Source organism: Micromonospora sp. WMMD967 (genome assembly GCF_029626165.1).
Taxonomy (GTDB): Bacteria; Actinomycetota; Actinomycetes; order Mycobacteriales; family Micromonosporaceae; genus Micromonospora; species Micromonospora taraxaci.
Window position 1 is genome coordinate 4,925,861 of sequence record NZ_JARUBK010000001.1, and the last position, 16,944, is coordinate 4,942,804.

Below are 16,944 nucleotides of genomic sequence, written 5' to 3' on the forward strand. Positions count from 1 at the left end.
GGCCAGAGTCCTGACAAGCCCGATCGGCTGGGCCAGGACAGCACCACTTCGGGGATGTTGCTGCTTCCCGAGCGTCGGAGGCAGCAACATCCCGGATCCTGCGGAGCCGGCGTACTCAGGACGACACGGAGAATGCGGTGGACGCGACGGTCCAAGGGCTTGTAGCCTGCTGCCGAACGTGACCCTGCCCAAGGAGGTGAGACCCATGAACGTTGCAGCGATGTGGGTGCTCCCTCTCTCCGTCACGGTCGGGCGATTGACGTAGGTGTCGCCGGGAGCGCCTCGCCAATACGGCACTCCCGAAAGGCAACACCCATGCACTCTGGGCACCACACCACTGCGGCGTCGCCGGTCACCGGCACCGATCGCCCACCCTTCTTCGATGTGGTCATCAGCGGCTGCGGACCGACCGGCGCGATGCTGGCCGCCGAGCTGCGGCTGCACGACGTCCGGGTTCTCGTGCTGGAGAAGGACACCGAGCCCACGTCGTTCGCCCGCATCGTCGGCCTGCACGTCCGCACCCTTGAGGTGATGGCGATGCGCGGGCTCCTGGAGCGCGTCCGCGAGCGGGGCCGACAGCGCCCGGCCGGCGGCTTCTTCGCCGCCATCGACAAACCGGCGCCCGAGGACCTGGACACCGCGCACGCCTACCTGCTGGGCATCCCGCAACCGGTCATCGTCCACCTGCTCGAAGAGCACGCCGTCGCCCTGGGGGCACAGGTTCGGCGCGGCGCTGCGCTAGCCGGTCTCACCCAGGACGAGGACGGGGTGACGGTCGAGTTGGCCGACGGGGAGCAACTGCGGACGCGGTACCTCGTCGGCTGCGACGGCGGGCGCAGCACGGTGCGCAAACTGCTCGGCGTCGGATTCCCGGGCGAGCCCTCGCGGACCGAGACGCTGATGGGCGAGGTGATGCTGACGGCGTCGCCGGAGGAGGTCGCGGCCCGGGTGGCCGCCGTCGGCCAGAAGCACCGCCCGTTCTGGGTGCGGCCCTTCGGCGGGCAGGTGTACAGCGTCGTGGTCCCCGCCGGGGACGTCAGCGACCGCACCCGACCGCCCACCCTGGAGGATTTCCGCACACGGTTGCGGGCGGTTGCCGGGACCGACCTCGGGGTGCACTCCCCGCGCTGGTTGTCGCGGTTCGGCGATGCCACCCGCCTGGCCGAGCGGTACCGGGTGGAGCGGGTGCTGCTGGCCGGCGACGCGGCGCACATCCATCCACCCATCGGTGGGCAGGGCCTCAACCTGGGCGTCCAGGACGCGTTCAACCTCGGCTGGAAGGTGGCCGCGCAGGTCCGGGGCTGGGCGCCGGAGACCCTGCTCGACAGTTACCAGGCGGAACGTCGGCCGGTCGCCGAGGAGGTGCTGGACAACACCCGCGCCCAGACGGAGTTGCTGTCGCCCGAACCCGGCCCGCAGGCGGTGCGCCGGCTGCTCACCGAGCTGATGGACCTCGACGTGGTGAACCGCCGCCTGATCGAGAAGATCACCGGCATCGACATCCGGTACGACTTCGGCCCGGGCCCGGATCTGCTCGGCCGCCGCCTGCGCGACATCGCCGTCACAAACGGAACCCTCTACGAGGTGATGCACCGCGGCCGTGGGTTGCTGCTGGACCGGACCGGACGGTTGACCGTCGGCGGCTGGTCGGACCGGGTCGACCACCTCGCCGACCCCACCGCCGCCGTGGACGCGCCGGGTGTCCTGTTGCGCCCGGACGGCCACATCGCCTGGATCGGCGACGGGCAGCGGGACCTGGACGAACAGCTCGCCCGCTGGTTCGGCAACCCCACCGGCTGACCGGCGGCGTCCGCTGGCCTGGGCATCTGCCGCCGGGCCAGCGGACGGGGCCGGCGCGGGTCAGGCCGACCCGTGGGTGGGCAGGTCGAGGAGTTCACGGGCGCCCTGGCGCAACAGGGCCGCGGCGACGGACGTCCCGAGGGTGACCGGGTCAGCGGCCCACTCGTGCACGTCGAGCACGGTCTTGCCGTCGAGACTGATGACCCTCGCGCGCAGGCCGAGACGACCGTCGGGTTCGGTGCGCGCGAGCGCGGCGATCGGCGAGTGACAGTTGCCCTGCAGGATGTGCAGCATGGTCCGCTCGGCCATGGTCTCGCGCCAGGTGCGGGGGTCGTTGAGGCTCTCGGCCAGGTCGCGGGTGCGGGTGTCGTCGTCGCGGCACTGCAGGACCAGGGTGCCGGAGCCGACCGCCGGGATCATCGAGTCGACGTCGATCGGGTGGGTGATCCGGTCGGCCTGGCCGATCCGTTGCAGACCGGAGACCGCGAGCAGGAGGGCGTCGTACGCCTCGCCGGCGTCGAGTTTGGCCAGCCGGCTGTTCGCGTTGCCACGGATGGCCACCGGGACCAGGTCCGGCCAGTGCAGGGCCAGTTGCGCGACCCGCCGTACGGCGGAGGTGCCGACCCGGGTGCCGGCGGGCAGCTGCTCGATGCGCAGGCCGCCCGGGTGTACGAGGCAGTCCCGGACGTCGTCGCGGGCGAGGTAGGCGGCCAGCACCGTGCCCGCCGGCGCCGGGCGGTCTCCGGGTACGTCCTTGACGCAGTGCACGGCCAGGTCGACGTCACCGTTGAGCAGGGCGGCGTCCACCTCCTTGGTGAACGCCCCCTTGCCGCCCAGAGCGGCCAGGTCGCCGAGCCACCGGTCCCCGCTGGTCGACATCGACCTCACCTCGACGGTGACGTCGGGGTGCCGGTCGGCGAGCATCGCGCGGACCCGTTCGGCCTGGGCCAGCGCCATCGGGGAGTTGCGGGTGCCGATGCGCAGCAGGCGGGAGTCGGACATACCGGCGAGAGTAGACCGTTGAACGCGCGCATCGACGGCGAGGTGCGAGAGCCCATCGGCGTGGTCGAGCACACCCTAGGATCGGCTGGTGTCCGCCCCGACCTTCCCGATCCGTACGGCGCGGCTCACGCTGCGTCCGGTCCGGTCGGACGACCTCGACGACGTGTACGCGTACCAGCGCAGGCCCGACGTCACGCGGTGGATGCGCGGTGCCGGGCCGCGTACCCGGGAGCAGTCGCGGGCGTCGGTGCTTGCCATGACCGGTGAGGACGCGCTGCGCGTGGAGGGTGACTGCCTCACGGTGGCCGTGGTGGAGCAGACCGGGGTGATCGGGCACGTGGAGTTGGTGTGGCGCAGCGAGGCCGACCGGACGGCTGAACTCGGGTTCGTCGTCCACCCGGACCACGGCGGTCGTGGGTTGGCCACCGAGGCCGCAGCGGCGTTGGTGGACTGGGGTTTCACCGAGTTCGGGCTGCATCGTGTCTACGGTCGGTGCCACGCGCGCAACGACGCTTCCGCTCGTCTGATGACGCGGCTCGGCATGCGCCAGGAGGCTCGCCACGTGGCGAGTTACCTGTTCGAGGGGGAGTGGGCCGACCAGTTGGTCTTCGCCGTCCTGGACGACGAATGGCGGTCCCGGGAGCCGGGTTGATCCCCACGTGGGCCTTCGGCGGTCGATAGATTGACCACCATGTCATCTGTGGACACGCTCGACGGGTGGGAGTCGCTGTCGCCTGAGGTGCGGGAGCGACTGGCGGCGGCGGACCTGCCGGACGCCCTGCGCCTCGACGAGTACGACCTGTTCCTGCTCGGCCCGGATCTGGTGGAGCGCAACGGGATGCTCCGGTTCGGGTACGGCACCGACGCGTGGGGCGGCGATTTCTGCCTCGATCCGGGCACGGGCGCGGTGTACGTCCTCGACCACAACGGGTCGCTGACGTTCGTGAACTCGTCGATCGAGGTGTACGCCCGGTCGCTTCGCCTGGTCGCCGGTCTCGCGCCCGCGATCGTCGGTGGCGACCCGGACAAGTGGGAAGACGCCAAGGACGAGATGCAGCGTGTCATCGCGGAGTGGGACGAGCCGGCGATGACCTCGGACAACTACTGGGACGCCCTCTCGTGGGACATCGCTACCGGCAACTACGCCGACCAATCGGACCTTTAGCCCCTTCTCCGAAATGTCGGTCGGGGCCACTTCCTCGACATTGACCGCTTAGCATCCCTCGGGTCCGTTAGGCATTGACGTACGGACATGTCCGGACTCGCCTGTGACAAGCGGGTCAACACACCATCACCCGTGTCGCCGCTCGATCTTCGTCGTGCGTTGGGGGGCCATTCGTGGCATGGGTGCGAAGGGGGACAGCGAATCTGATGGGCAATGTCATCAAGGAACGTTCGCGGATCGCGGTGCTGACGCGACTCGCGGCGGTCCTGGTCCTGATCTGGTCGGTGATCGGCATCGCGCCGGCCGCCGCACACGCCGGACCGCAGGCCGCCGCGCCGTGGCCGGTCATCGATGCGCGGTGTGCGCCGATCACGCCGGAGGGCCTGGTCGGGTACGGGTGCCACAAGCTGGGCGTGTACCTACAGGAGGCGCGACTGGACCTCCGGTACAACCGGCCGGCGAAGACCACCGACAAGTTGTACACGAACGTCCGGGGCAACTACGCGATCGCCCAACTGCAGGACGGCAAGTACATCATCGGCTACAGCGATGGTGCGAAGCACGCCGAGATCCGGCTGATCGAGCAGATGCAGGGTAAGGCCCCGCGCATCGAGTTCGATCCGAAGACCGGCAAGGTGTCGTACCAGCCGGCCAAGGCGTCGCCGATCAAGGAGGGCTACTCCGAGATCGAACCCTGCAAGAAGACCTGTGACCCGGCGCTGAAGAACGCCAACGTCCGGGACAAGTTCACCTACAGCTACCGCTGGAACGGCAACCCGGGTGAGGACGAGAAGGCTCTGCGGGACCGGACCAACAACCGCAACACGGGCGCGAAGCAGGTAGCGGTCCAGACGCTGCTCAACGAGACGAAGAAGTCGGGGCCGATCCTGCCCAAGACGCCGGAGGAGTTGGCCAAGGGCAGCGCGGTCAGCAAGGCGGTCGGCAAGCAGTTGGGGCCGGTCCGGCCGGGTGGCATCGACTTCTCGTCGGTCCAGCTGCGGTACGTCACCGACGGTGGCGGATCGACCGGTGACACGTACTCGTTCGAGACGGCGACCACCCCGGGTCAGGAGTCGAAGGACGGCACCCTCCAGATCTACGACGCCGACGAGGCGCTGAGCACCTGGATGACTGTGGAGTCGGCGCGGTTCTGGGTGAACCTGAACCCGAGTCAGCCGGACAAGGTGATCGACGAGTACCTCGGTCGTACCGCGGTCGGTCGGGTCATGCTCGACGCCGACCTGGAGCTGAAGCGGGCCTGGACCCGCTTGCAGGACCCGAATACGGCGCTGGGTCTGGAGTACTGGAACCGGATGACCGGCCTGGACGGGGCCTGCATCCGGCAGTGGATCGTCCCGAAGACCGCGACGATCCGTGAGGAGGGCAACCGTCTCTACATCCTCGACGCGCCGCTGGAGGTGAAGGCCGAGGCGTTCGACTTCACGATCCCGGGCGACCCGAACTTCAGCTGCCCGGCCAACCCGGAGCCGTCGATGGCCGTCTACCGGGATCTGTTGCTGCCCGAGTTGAACGAGGCCGTCAACGAGGTGCCCGGGTTCAAGGACCTGCGCCGCATCTACATCAGCCGGGTGGCCGCCGAGTGGTACCGGGCGCGGATGGCAGCCGACGGCCGCGCGGCCGAGGCCGGCATCGACAGCAACGACGTCAGCAGCCTGGAGCGGGAGGACGACTGGACCCCGACGGACGTCTTCAACCAGTACGTGAAGGAGATCAACTCCACCACGTACGAGCTGCCGAACGGCGTGAAGGTGACAGCGGGCGGCGTCGACTTCACCCAACCGGTGAAGACGGCCAAGCTCAACGACACCACGTTCAAGGAACAGCACGCGACACTGCCGGCCACCGTCGACAAGTCGCTCACGGCGGTCACCACGTCGTCCGACGAGAAGCAGGCCTACCTGGGCGGCACCGACGAGATTCCCGACTTCGTGGGCCTGAACCAGGCGTCTCCGCGACCGGGTGGCGGCGACGGTGGCGGAGGTGGCGGCCTGCCGATCACCGGTGCGTCCGTCTTCACCGTCGCGGCGGCCGGCGTCCTGCTGGTGTTGATCGGCGTGGTGGCCCTGTGGCACACCCGGCGGATCCGGTGGGTCGTCAAGAAGTAGGTCACGTGGTCCCGCCACGCTCTCACCGAGAGCGTGGCGGGACCACGGTGTCTCCCCAGGTCGGCAACCAGACCTCGGCATCGGGCATCCGTGTCCGCGTGTGCCCGGAGTCGAGGTGTTCGCGGAGCGCGCCGAGCGCGGGATGGCTGTTGTCGGCGCGCCAGATCAGCGACAGGGGATAGATCGGCGCCGGCCCGCGTACGGGAATCCGCCGCAGGTCGTAGCTGTCCGGCCACAGGTACCGCGTGCGTTCACCGGCCAACGTCGCCAGGTGCGGGGAGTCGGCGATCTCGGCCAGCAGGGCCTCGTTGCCGAAGACCGGGCCGACGAGGTCGATGGTCAGGCCGAACGCGGCGGCGAGTTCGTCGTAGTAGTCGGCCCATTCGCTGCCGGGAGCCATGCCGGGCATCCAGATCCGGTGCGCGGCCAGGTCGGCGGGCGTGACCACGTCGGCGTTGGCCAGCGCGTGGCGCGGCCCGACGAGGATCTCGTGGTGCTCGTCGATCACACGGGCGACTCTGATCGCGTCCGGCAGGTGCCGCGCGGGCACGGGCACGGCGTGGAAGGACGCGTCGACCGCTCCCGCCTCGACGGCGGCTGTCGCGGCGTGCACGTCGGCGTCGAGGGTGACCACGTCCAACTCGACGCGCGGGTGCGCGCGATGGAAGTCCTGGAGCACCACTGCCGACGCGATCCGTCGGCTGTGCACGTCGACGCGCAGGGCACGCCGGCCGGGGCGTACCGACGCGTCGGCGCGCGCCGCGACCCGGATCAGCTCACGGGCGTGGGGCAGGAACGTCTGACCGTCGATGGTGAGGTGGACGCCGCGCGGCGTGCGGTTGAACAGGCGTACCCCAAGGTCCTTCTCCAGGGCGGCGATGCGCTTGGACACGGCCTGCTGGGTGATGGACAGCGCGGCGGCGGCGTCCTGGAACTGGCCGCCGTCGGCGGCGGCGACGAAGGTACGCACGGCGTCGAGATCCACGGCGTGAACCCTACCCACACAACGTCTGGTTGTGGCTGGCCGTTGCTGCGGTTGTTTGATCCGTGGTCAGTGCTTTGCTTTGCTCGCGTCGGTCAACAAACGGTTGTCCGGAAGCGGGGTGGGCGTGGCCGCGAGACGGTCGCTCGGGCGGCGGTTCGGCTGGTTGTGGGCGGCGTACGCGGTCAGCGCGTACGGTTCCGGGTTCGGGTTCGGCGCCCTGCCGTTGATCGCCGTGCTCGTGGTGGACGCCAGCCCCGGCCAGGTGTCCGCGTTGGCCGCGGTGGGCCCGGCGGTGGGCGCGTTGGTCGCGGTGCCGCTCGGGCCGTGGGTGGAGTTTCGCCGCAAGCGGCCGGTGCTGATCGCGATGGACCTCATCCGGTTCGCCGCCCTGCTGACGATCCCCGTCGCGTACGCCCTCGGCCGGGTCAGCTTCGCGCAGTTGCTGGTCGTCTCGGCCGTCGTCGCCACCGCCAGGATCGCCTTCGGGGCGGCCAGTGGCGTCTACCTCAAGGTCCTCGTCCGGCCGGACGACCTGCTCTCGGCCAACGCGCGGTTCGAGTCGACGACGTGGAGCGCCATCGCGCTCGGGCCGCCGCTGGGCGGCGCGGCGGTCGGCGTGTTCGGGCCGGTCACCAGCATCGGCGCGGACGCGCTTAGCTATCTGCTGTCCGCGCTGGGGATCACGGCGATCCGAGGTCGGGAGGAACGTCCGGAGCGAGGCGGCGGACGCCAGACCCAGGCCGGTGCGGTGCTGGACGGTTGGCGGCACCTGTTCACCCACCGAGGTCTGCGGGCGCTCTACCTCAACCAGCTGCTCGTCAACGGGCTGATCATGGCCACCGAGCCGCTGCTGGCCGTACTCCTGCTCGGTGACCTCGGATTCCCGCCCTGGCAGTACGGTCTCGCCTTCGCCGTGCCCTGCCTGGGCGGACTCGTCGGCTCACGCCTGGCCCGTCGGGTCGTGACGCGCTTCGGGCAGCACCGGGTCCTGCGTACCGTCGGGACGTTGCGCGCGGTCTGGCTGATCGGCCTGGCGTTCGTCCAGCCCGGCGTCGCCGGACTCGCGACGGTGATCGCCGTCGAATTCGCGATCATCCTCAGCATGAGTCTGTACAACCCGGTGCTCGCCACGTACCGGCTGGAGCAGACGCCCCGAGATCGCACCGTCCGTACGCTCACCGCCTGGTCGATCGGCAGCAGCGCCGCCATCGCCGTCCTGAGCGCCCTCGGCGGACTGCTCGCCGACGCCACCAGCCCTCGCACGGCCATCGCGGTCGCGGGACTGCTGATCCTCGCCAGCCCACTGGTGCTTCCCCGCCGCCCGGCCGTCGAGCCGGTGCCCGATCGTGAGGTGGTGGCCGCGACGTCGTCGTGACCCGAGCGCCCGTACCGCACATCGCCGTGGTGGTCGACCGCCACGGCGGCGTGCGGTACGGGCGGTTGCTCAACTCTGGCGGCCGAGCCACTCCCGGTAGGCGGTGGGGGCGATGACCGCGCCGGCGGGGGCGATGAGGACGTCACCGGGGACGGCGGCGAACATGCCGGCGCTGTCGGTGGTGACGGTGCGCTGGTCGCCGCGGGCGGCGAGGGTGATCCGGCCCAGCTCGTCGAGGGCGAAGACGTCGGGGCCGGCGACGTTGCGGATGCCCTGCAGGGGCGCGCCCATGCTGACGTCGGCGACGGCCTGCGCCACGTCGGCGGCGGCCATGGGCTGCACCGGGGTGTCGGGCAGGCGGACGGTGGTGTCGTCGGCGGTCCAGGACAGGATCGCCTCGACGAACTCGAAGAACTGGGTGGCGCGCACGATCGAGTACGGAACGGGGCCGGCCTTGAGGATGTCCTCCTGGAGGACCTTGGCGCGGTAGTAGGCCAGGTCGGGCACCTGGTCGACGCCGACGATGGAGAGCACCACCGCGTGTCCGACGCCCGCGCTGCCGGCGGCGGCCAGGAGGTTGTCCATGGTCGTCTGGAAGAAGGCGGGGGAGGCGTCGTCGAAGGTCGGCGAGTTCGTCAGGTTGACGACGACGTCGGCGCCGGTGAGCGCCTCGGTCAGGCCCTGCCCGGTGAGCAGGTCCACCCCGGTGGACAGCGAGTGCGGCACCGCCTCGTGCCCGGCGGATTGCAAGATCTTGACGACCTGCGACCCGATGAGGCCGGTCCCACCCAGTACGGCGATCTTCACGGTCATGCACCTTCCTGCGAAGTATGTGGTCCTGCGTCCGGCTCACCAGCCGTCAAACTCGGACCTCCTATGTCCGAGAACTATACTCGGACATAATGAATCCGAGTAACGGGGTGACTAGGGTGACGTCATGAAGATGTCCGGCGGGGTCGAGTGGGCGCTGCACTGCTGCGTGGTCCTCACAGCCAGCAACACGCCCGTCCCGGCGGCCAAGCTGGCGGAGCTGCACGACGTGTCCAGCAGCTACCTCGCCAAGCAGCTCCAGTCCCTCGCCCGCGCCGGGCTGATCCACTCCGTCCAGGGCAAGTCCGGTGGTTACGTCCTCACCCGCGCCCCGGAGAGCGTCACGCTGCTCGACGTGGTGCGGGCCGTCGACGGGCCCGGGCCCAGCTTCGTCTGCACCGAGATCCGCCAGCGTGGCCCGTTCGCAACCCCTGCCGACGCCTGCACCACCCCGTGCCCGGTCGCCCGCGCCATGTGGGCAGCCGAAGACGCCTGGCGGCAGGCGCTCGCCGCCGTCACGATCGCCGACCTCGCTCGCGACGTCGACAGCGACTCCGGCCCCGAGGCACTGGCCGGCATCCAGACCTGGCTCACCAGCGGAGCCGGCTGAGCCTGCCCGACCAGCGGAGCCGGCTGAGCCTGCCCGACCGGCGGAGCCGGCTGAGCACTGTCACCCGGTGTGGCGTACCTCGGTGTCCCAGATCTGCGCCCACGGACGCCGCAGCCCCCGGCACACGTGGATCGGGCCGCCGTTCTCGTCGTTGTCCACGTCGACGCGCTGGTCCACCCACCCGGCCTGCGTGCACGACTCGAACCAGGAGTTCAACCGACCCGGACCGTCAAAGCCGACGGCGATCACCACGTCCGCGTCGGCGGGTGGCCGACCGAAGTCGACCATGCTGTTGTGCCCGGAGTAGGCGCGGGGCAGGTCACGGGCCGGACCGAAACGGGCCAACGCGCCCGCCTCACCGTAGTTGCCGGTCAGGACGACCGCCCGCGAACGCTCCTCGGGAGACAGGCCACGGTGGACGGCGGCGACCGAGTCGGCGAACGCCGGCCAACCGATCGTCTCGCCCGCGTCGTAGTTGACGTCGACCACGAAACCGGGCAACCGATCGGCCGGCAGCACCGGCAGCAACAGCACGATGTTGGGCAGCAGGAACGGCACCACACCGAGCACGAGCAGCCCTCGCCGCAGCCGGACCGACCCACGCGACGCCCACCCGGCGGTGACCACCGCGCCGGCCGCGGTGAGGACCAGCAGCAACGGCGCGTCGTAGTAGCCCTTGCCGCCGGCGATCAGCACGATGCCGACCACCACCAACCAGGCCCAGCCCACCGCGCGGTACGCCCGCCACGCCGGTCGCCGCAGCAGGGCGACGAACCCCGCGATCCAGATCGGCACGGCGTACGGGCTGATGATGACGAACTGGAGGGTGAACGCGTCGAGGCGGCCACTGTAGGAGCTGTCCCCGTCGGCGATGGAGGCGGCCACCCCGAGCTGCGGAAAGCCGTGCGCCGCCTGCCAGATCAGGTTCGGTGCGGCCAGGAGGGCGGCGACCGCGGCGGCGGCGAGCACCCAGCGGTCGCGCAGCAGCCGACGCGGCCCGGCGATGAGCACCCCGGCGACCAGCCCCACGGCCAGCAACGCCGGCAGCACCTTGCTGAGCATGCCCACCCCGAGCGCCAGCCCGATGCCGAGCGCCCACCGGCTGTCACCGGTGCGCAGCAACCGCACCGCGCACCACGCCGCGACCAGCCACACCAGCAGGTCGACAGTGGTGGTGCTGAGCAGGTGACCACTGGCGAGCACGATGCCGGACAGCGCGGCGAGCACCGCCGCGACGATCTGTGCGCCCCGACCGCCGCCCACCTCGCGGGCGATCGCGGCGACCAGCAGCACCGCGGCGCCGGCCAACACCGCCGACGGGGTACGCAGCACGACCAGGTTGCCCGGCGCGATCGTGTCGAGCAGCCGGGCCAGCGCCGGGACCAGCGGCCCCTGGTCGACGTAACCCCAGTCGAGGTGACGGCCGGCCAGCAGGAAGTACAACTCGTCGCGGTGGTAGCCGTACCGACCGGCGAGCAGCAGCAGCGTCACAGTGGTGGCGGCGGCCACCAGCCACGGACCGCGCGTGGGCGCGCCCGGCTCGGGTGGCGTCGCCGACGGCGGCGGCTGGGTGGGCCGGTGCGGTCGGTCGATATCGATCGCGGGCTCGCTCACCCGCTCATGATGACCGGCGGCGTCGCCACGTGGGGGCCCGTGCCGAGGTTCGGGATCGTCCGTGTGCGGGTGGTGGGGACGAGTGCGAAGATCAGCTTGTCACTCGGACCGAAAGGACGATATGCGCTATCGCAATCTGGGCGCCACCGGCACTGTGGTGTCGACCCTGTGTCTGGGCACGATGACCTTCGGCGCGGAGACCGACGAGGCGGGCAGCTTCGCCCAACTGGACCGGTTCGTCGAGGCCGGCGGCACCTTCATCGACACCGCCGACGTCTACTCCCGCGGTGTCTCCGAGGAGGTCGTCGGCCGTTGGCTGCGGGCCCGGCCCGACGTTCGGGACCGTCTCGTCATCGCCACCAAGGGGCGCTTCCCGATGGGTCCGGGCGCCAACGACGCCGGCCTGTCCCGGGTGCACCTCACCCGCGCCCTGGACGCCAGCCTGCGCCGACTCGGCGTCGAGGCCGTCGACCTGTACCAGGCGCACGCCTGGGATCCGCTGACCCCGCTGCCGGAGACCCTGCGGTTCTTCGACGACGCGGTCCGCGCCGGCAAGATCCGCTACGCGGGCGTCAGCAACTTCACCGGGTGGCAGTTGCAGAAGGCGGCCCTGCTCACCCAGCACCTCAACCTCACCCCGATCGTGACCGTGCAACCGCAGTACAACCTGCTGGCCCGCGAGATCGAGTTCGAGGTGGTGCCGGTCTGCGAGAACGAGGGCATCGGCATCCTGCCGTGGTCACCGCTGGGCGGCGGTTGGCTGACCGGCAAGTACCAGCGCGACAGCGCACCCACCGGCGCGACCCGGCTCGGCGAGAACCCGGAGCGGGGCGTCGAGGCGTACGCGGGACGCAACGCCGAGGAGCGCACCTGGCGGGTACTCGACGCGGTGCGCGAGATCGCCGAACAACGCGGCGTGTCCATGTCGGCGGTGTCGCTGGCCTGGCTGGCGGCCCGGTCGGCGGTCACCTCGGTGATCCTCGGCGCGCGTACCACCGAGCAGCTCGACGACAACCTGACCGCCGGCGACCTGGACCTCGACGCCGAGCAGATGCGACGGCTCGACGAGGCGAGCGCGCCGCTCGTGGGCGACTACCCGTACGGCAGCGCGGGTGTGCGGCAGCGCGGCCGTGACCTGCCGAGCGCGTCATGACGTCGTTCCCCGAGCCCACCGCCCCGGCCGGCAGCCGCTCCGAGGTCTTCCTGCGCTACCTGGACTACTTCCGGGAGTCAGTGGTGGCCAAGGTGTCGGCGTTGGACGAGTCGGAGCTGCGGAGCAGCCGGCTGCCGTCCGGGTGGACCCCGCTGGAGTTGCTCACCCACCTGCGCCACGTCGAGGTGCGCTGGATCGAGTGGGGCTTCCAGGGCCGCGACGTGGCCGAGCCGTGGGGAGACCGCCGTGACGACCGCTGGTACGTCGCCCCGGACGTGACCCGGGAGGACCTGGTGGCGGCCCTGCGCGCGCAGGGCGCACACACCAGCGCGGTCGTGACGGCGCACGACCTGGCGGAGATCGGTGCCCCCGGTCCGCGTTGGAACGGCGCGGACCCGGCGTCGCTGGAGCGGGTGCTGTTCCACCTGGTGCAGGAGTACGCCCGACACCTCGGCCACCTCGACGTCGTCGCCGAACTCGCGAGCGGCCCGACCGGAGAGTGAGAACCTCGGCTCGATGATGGCCTGATGTCGCTGCTCGGGGCTTCGTTCGTGTGAACGGCTGTGCGTCACGTCCGAGCCAGGGTCGAGCGGGTTGTCGGACAGCGGTGGTACCACCAGATCTTGGACAGTTTCCGTTACGCCCTAACGGAAACTGTCCAAGATCTCTCGCGTCGGGGGGCGGCCCGACCGGCACGTGAGGCCCTCGGGTCGATAATGGGCGAATGCCGCTGCTCGTCGCGCCCGCCCTGCCCGTCGGTAGCCTCGCCGCCCAGGAGCAACCCCACCTTCCGGTGCGTTCCGGGCTGGCGCTGCGGCCCTGGCGTGACGACGACGCCCCAGCCGTGCGGGCCGCATTCGACTGTCCGGCGATCCAGCGATGGCACGTGCGTCGTCTCGACAGCGACGACGAGGCGCGGTCGTGGACAGTGCAGTGGGCCGACCGTTGGCGCGACGAGACGGCCGCCAGTTGGGCGGTCGTCGACGCCGACGACCGGCCGGTCGGCCAGGTGGGGTTGCGCGACGTGCTGCTGACCGAGGCGTCGGCGCAGGTGTCGTACTGGCTGTTGCCCACCGCGCGTGGTCGGGGCATCGCCACCGAGGCACTGGGGGCACTCGTCCGGTGGAGCTTCACGTGGGCTGGTCTGCACCGGCTGGCGCTGGAGCACTCGACCGGCAACGCGGCGTCCTGCCGGGTGGCCGCGCGGACCGGCTTCCCGGTGGAGGGCATGCGCCGAGGGTCGGTTCGCCACACCGACGGTTGGCACGACATGCACCTGCACGCTCGGCTGCGCACTGACGGCCCGGTCTGATCAGCGCACCGACGGCCCGCCCTGGTCAGCGGGTCTCCGCCCAGCCGACGAAGCGCGGGGTCAGGTCGGGAAGCGCGACGCCCGGGTGGAGCGTGGCGAGGTCGGCGGTGGCCGCCTCCTGAACCTTCGCCAGGTGCGTCAGCAGACCCGGCCGGTCCTCGCGGAACTCGGCGAGAAGGCGCAGCTTCGCGGCCGAGCACGGCCACCGGATGCCGCAGACCGGGCAGCGCCAGGACGGCCGCGACGGCACATGCTTGCGGTGCTCGCGCATCAGACGGTCCGCGCGGTGGTCCGACGCCGGACGGGCGCGGGCCTCCGCGCCTCGCCGGGTGCCTGCCGCCGTACGCCCGCGCGCATCACGAACAGTTCACGCCGTGCCACCGCTTCACCCTTCGCGTTCAGCTGGTACGCGTCGAGCCAGAGCCAACCGTCGTACGTGTACCGGTCGGGTATCTCGCGGATGACGCGGACGACGATCGGTTTCCGGAACTGCACGCTCGCGGCGTCGGTCAGGAGGACCACGTCCCCGGCCCTGAACCGGCCGGCGTCCTCGTTGCTCTCCGGCACCGGTCTTCCCTCTGCTCGGCGTCTGGGAAGGGGCCGCTTCCGGGAGTGCTCGCCCACCGGAAGCGGCCCCGCGAACGCGCCCGCCGGGTCGGAATCCCTGCCGGCCGCGCCGCCTACACCGCACTTTGCCGGTAGTCGCTGGACAAGCACACAGCGTTACGTTATGTCTTCATCGCAGCCGCTTTGCACCAGGAGAGGACGGCATGAACCACGCCTTTGTCGCAGCGCTCGCCGCAGCGGGTCACACCGCCGAGAGCCTCGCCGATCGGATCGGTGTGCACCCGAAGACCGTCGCCCGGTGGGCGAACCCGGGGCACGTTCCACAGAGTCGGCACCGGGCGACCGTCGCCGACCTCCTCGCCAAGGACATCGACACGCTGTGGCCGGACGCGGGCCATCACCGGGAGCCGGTGTGGTTCCGGCCGTGGGTCGATCTGGAACGCGAGGCGGTAACGCTGCGGTCCTTTCAACTGGCGTGGGTGCCCGGGTTGTTGCAGACCGAGGCGTACGCGCGGGCGACCCTGGCCGGCGGGATGCTGGCGGCGGAGGCGATCGACGAGTTCACCGAGGCGCGTCTCGACCGACAGGCGATCCTCGCCCCGGGAGAGGGCGGGCCCCTGCTGGTGGCCGTGCTGGACGAGGGCGTGCTGCGACGGCGCGTCGGCGACGACCGCGCGCTGATGGCCACGCAACTCGCGCGCCTGGTCGGGCACGCCGAAGCGGGCACCGTCCAGTTGCACATCGTCCCGGCGGACGCGCCCAGCTACCCGGGGCTCGACGGGCCGTTCACCATCGCGGACATGCCGGACGGTTCCCGGGTCGCGCACGTGGACAGCGCGGCCCAGGCGCAGATCCTGGACCAGCCATCGGACCTTGTTAATCTGGAGCGACGGTGGGAGCGGATTCGCGGAGAGGCATTGCCCCGAGGGCGTTCCCTGGCACTCCTCAGAGAAGCGGCAGCAGCATGGACATGACCGGCGCGCGGTGGCGGAAGAGCACGAGGAGCGGCGGCAACGGCGGTGACTGTGTCGAGGTCGCCGACAACCTGCCGGGTGTGGTCCTGGTGCGGGACACGAAGGATCGCGACGGCGCGACGTTGGCGTTCAGCCCCGCGTCGTGGCGGTGCTTCGTCGCGCTGGCCCGCCACGCCGCCTGACCTCGTCAGCGGACACCGGCCGGTTGCGGTTGCGGGGTCGCCGGCCAGGTGAGTCGGCGTACGCCGGGCACGAGTGACGTGCCCGCGCAGGAGACGAGGACCAGCAGCCCGGCGACGGCCAGGGGCACCGGCGCGCCGAACGCGTCGGCGGCCAACGGCGCCAGCGCGTAGCCCAACGGCATGGCGCCCAACGACACCAGCCAGTCGTACGAGGTGACGCGGGCCAGGACCTCGGGCGGAAACTGGTGCTGCACCACGGTCTCCCAGACCGGGTTGAGGTAGCCGAGGGCGGTCAACGCCACGGCGTACGCGGCGATCACGGCCGGGGCGGGCGCGGCGACGGCCAGCAGGAACAGCGGCGCGGCGTAGCAGGCCAGCCCGAGGTTGGCCAGCAGCACCGGCCGGCGTAGCCGGACCCGCCCGGCCAGCAACGATCCGGTGAGCATCCCGATCGCACCGGCCTGCAACAGCACCACCCACGTCGTCTCGCCGCCGAGGCGGTCGATGGCGACGGCCGGCCCGAGGGTCATCAGCACGGCGGCGGCGCCGTTCCACACGCCGTGCCCGATCAGGCTGGTCCAGAACCAGTCGCGGGCGCGGACCTCACCGAAGCCGTGACGCAGGTCGGCGAGGACGGAGCGGCGGGGCACCGGCACGTGACGGACCCGCACCACCATGAGCAGCGCGGCGCTGAGCGCGAACGACGCACCGTCCAGGATGAACGCCCAGCCGGGCCCGGCGGCCCAGATCAGCGCCCCGGCCAGCGCCGGGCCGGCGAGGCGGCTGGTGTTGGCGGTGATTCCCATCAGGGCGTTGGCCTGCTGCCGGTCGGCCGGCTCGACGGTGCCGGCGACCAGCGGCGACGCGGTCGGGATGGCGAACGCCGAGGCGACGCCGCCGAGCGCGGACGCCACGACGACGGTGCTCAGCGACGGGTCGCCGCCGAGCAGCTCCACGCCGACCGCCAGTTGGGTGGCGCAGCGGACCAGGTCGGCCAGCAGGGCGACCCGACGGGCGTCGAACCGGTCGGCGACGACACCGCCGAGCGGCAGCAGGAGCAGACGGGGAACCATCGCCGCGGCGAGGACGACGGCCAGCGCGCCGGTGGAACCGGTGGCCCGGAGGATGGCCAGGGCCAGGGCTGCCGGCACCACCGCGTCGCCGAGGGCGGAGACGGTACGACCCAGGAACAGCAGCCGGAAGGGGTGGTTGCGCAGAGGGTGAGCCATGACCTGAAGGTACTTCGACGTCGAATATTTTGGCAATGAA

The 16,944-nt window shown here is 71.2% G+C and carries 18 protein-coding genes; 11 read left to right on the plus strand and 7 right to left on the minus strand.

The features are described 5' to 3' along the window. The first annotated feature begins 315 nt into the window (after positions 1–315). Positions 316–1,800 carry a rifampin monooxygenase gene (gene rox / locus O7631_RS22280; protein ID WP_278146006.1) on the plus strand — a complete coding sequence of 495 codons (1,485 nt, stop codon included), beginning with the start codon at positions 316–318 and terminating at the stop codon, positions 1,798–1,800. A 60-nt stretch (positions 1,801–1,860) separates the two neighbouring features. Here rox and hemC read toward each other — a convergent pair whose 3' ends face one another. Further along, positions 1,861–2,802, minus strand: coding sequence for a hydroxymethylbilane synthase (gene hemC / locus O7631_RS22285; RefSeq protein WP_278146007.1), 942 nt, complete (start codon positions 2,800–2,802; stop codon positions 1,861–1,863). Positions 2,803–2,890: 88 nt separating this feature from the next. Here hemC and O7631_RS22290 point away from each other — a divergent pair, with 88 nt between their 5' ends. The 3 genes from O7631_RS22290 (at position 2,891) to O7631_RS22300 (ending at position 6,093) form a co-directional block, all read left to right on the plus strand. Then, positions 2,891–3,454, plus strand: coding sequence for a GNAT family N-acetyltransferase (locus O7631_RS22290; protein WP_278146008.1), 564 nt, complete (start codon positions 2,891–2,893; stop codon positions 3,452–3,454). Positions 3,455–3,493: 39 nt separating this feature from the next. After that, positions 3,494–3,967 carry an SUKH-4 family immunity protein gene (locus tag O7631_RS22295; protein WP_278146009.1) on the plus strand — a complete coding sequence of 158 codons (474 nt, stop codon included), beginning with the start codon at positions 3,494–3,496 and terminating at the stop codon, positions 3,965–3,967. 206 nt (positions 3,968–4,173) lie between these two features. Next, entirely contained in the window at positions 4,174–6,093 is a 1,920-nt protein-coding gene (locus O7631_RS22300; RefSeq protein WP_278146010.1) for a hypothetical protein, read from the plus strand. A 22-nt stretch (positions 6,094–6,115) separates the two neighbouring features. Here the strand turns inward: O7631_RS22300 and O7631_RS22305 are convergent, their stop codons facing one another. Further along, positions 6,116–7,078: a LysR family transcriptional regulator gene (locus O7631_RS22305; RefSeq protein WP_278146011.1), complete on the minus strand. Its 963-nt coding sequence runs from the start codon at positions 7,076–7,078 to the stop codon at positions 6,116–6,118. 124 nt (positions 7,079–7,202) lie between these two features. Between O7631_RS22305 and O7631_RS22310 the strand changes: the two genes are divergently transcribed. Beyond that, positions 7,203–8,453, plus strand: coding sequence for an MFS transporter (locus O7631_RS22310; protein ID WP_278146012.1), 1,251 nt, complete (start codon positions 7,203–7,205; stop codon positions 8,451–8,453). A 69-nt stretch (positions 8,454–8,522) separates the two neighbouring features. Here the strand turns inward: O7631_RS22310 and O7631_RS22315 are convergent, their stop codons facing one another. Continuing rightward, positions 8,523–9,266: an NAD(P)H-binding protein gene (locus tag O7631_RS22315; protein ID WP_269678858.1), complete on the minus strand. Its 744-nt coding sequence runs from the start codon at positions 9,264–9,266 to the stop codon at positions 8,523–8,525. Between the two features lie 124 nt (positions 9,267–9,390). On the opposite strand from O7631_RS22315, the gene O7631_RS22320 reads away from it, so the two are divergent. Next, positions 9,391–9,873, plus strand: coding sequence for an Rrf2 family transcriptional regulator (locus tag O7631_RS22320; protein ID WP_269678859.1), 483 nt, complete (start codon positions 9,391–9,393; stop codon positions 9,871–9,873). 60 nt (positions 9,874–9,933) lie between these two features. Here the strand turns inward: O7631_RS22320 and O7631_RS22325 are convergent, their stop codons facing one another. Next, positions 9,934–11,487: a glycosyltransferase family 39 protein gene (locus tag O7631_RS22325; protein ID WP_278146014.1), complete on the minus strand. Its 1,554-nt coding sequence runs from the start codon at positions 11,485–11,487 to the stop codon at positions 9,934–9,936. A gap of 121 nt (positions 11,488–11,608) precedes the next feature. On the opposite strand from O7631_RS22325, the gene O7631_RS22330 reads away from it, so the two are divergent. The 3 genes from O7631_RS22330 (at position 11,609) to O7631_RS22340 (ending at position 13,952) form a co-directional block, all read left to right on the plus strand. Further along, on the plus strand, positions 11,609–12,640 hold the full coding sequence (locus tag O7631_RS22330; protein WP_278146015.1) for an aldo/keto reductase: 1,032 nt from the start codon (positions 11,609–11,611) through the stop codon (positions 12,638–12,640). Then, positions 12,637–13,143, plus strand: coding sequence for a DUF664 domain-containing protein (locus tag O7631_RS22335; protein ID WP_278146016.1), 507 nt, complete (start codon positions 12,637–12,639; stop codon positions 13,141–13,143). The genes O7631_RS22330 and O7631_RS22335 overlap by 4 nt, the downstream gene beginning before the upstream one ends. A 221-nt stretch (positions 13,144–13,364) precedes the next feature. Next, complete coding sequence (locus O7631_RS22340) at positions 13,365–13,952, plus strand: GNAT family N-acetyltransferase (protein ID WP_278146017.1); 588 nt, start codon at positions 13,365–13,367, stop codon at positions 13,950–13,952. A 25-nt stretch (positions 13,953–13,977) separates the two neighbouring features. Here the strand turns inward: O7631_RS22340 and O7631_RS22345 are convergent, their stop codons facing one another. Continuing rightward, positions 13,978–14,223, minus strand: a complete 246-nt coding sequence (locus O7631_RS22345; RefSeq protein ID WP_278146018.1) for a flavin reductase — start codon at positions 14,221–14,223, stop codon at positions 13,978–13,980. Continuing rightward, complete coding sequence (locus O7631_RS22350; protein ID WP_278146019.1) at positions 14,223–14,519, minus strand: hypothetical protein; 297 nt, start codon at positions 14,517–14,519, stop codon at positions 14,223–14,225. The genes O7631_RS22345 and O7631_RS22350 overlap by 1 nt, the downstream gene beginning before the upstream one ends. 203 nt (positions 14,520–14,722) lie before the next feature. On the opposite strand from O7631_RS22350, the gene O7631_RS22355 reads away from it, so the two are divergent. Both O7631_RS22355 and O7631_RS22360 read left to right on the plus strand, forming a co-directional pair. Beyond that, positions 14,723–15,493 carry a DUF5753 domain-containing protein gene (locus O7631_RS22355; protein WP_278146020.1) on the plus strand — a complete coding sequence of 257 codons (771 nt, stop codon included), beginning with the start codon at positions 14,723–14,725 and terminating at the stop codon, positions 15,491–15,493. After that, a complete protein-coding gene (locus O7631_RS22360; RefSeq protein WP_278146021.1) occupies positions 15,484–15,675 on the plus strand; it encodes a DUF397 domain-containing protein in 192 nt (63 codons plus the stop codon). Before O7631_RS22355 ends, O7631_RS22360 begins: the two co-directional genes overlap by 10 nt. Positions 15,676–15,680: 5 nt before the next feature. On the opposite strand, the gene O7631_RS22365 is transcribed toward O7631_RS22360, so the two are convergent. Further along, positions 15,681–16,904, minus strand: coding sequence for an MFS transporter (locus tag O7631_RS22365; RefSeq protein WP_278146022.1), 1,224 nt, complete (start codon positions 16,902–16,904; stop codon positions 15,681–15,683). Positions 16,905–16,944 lie beyond the last annotated feature (40 nt).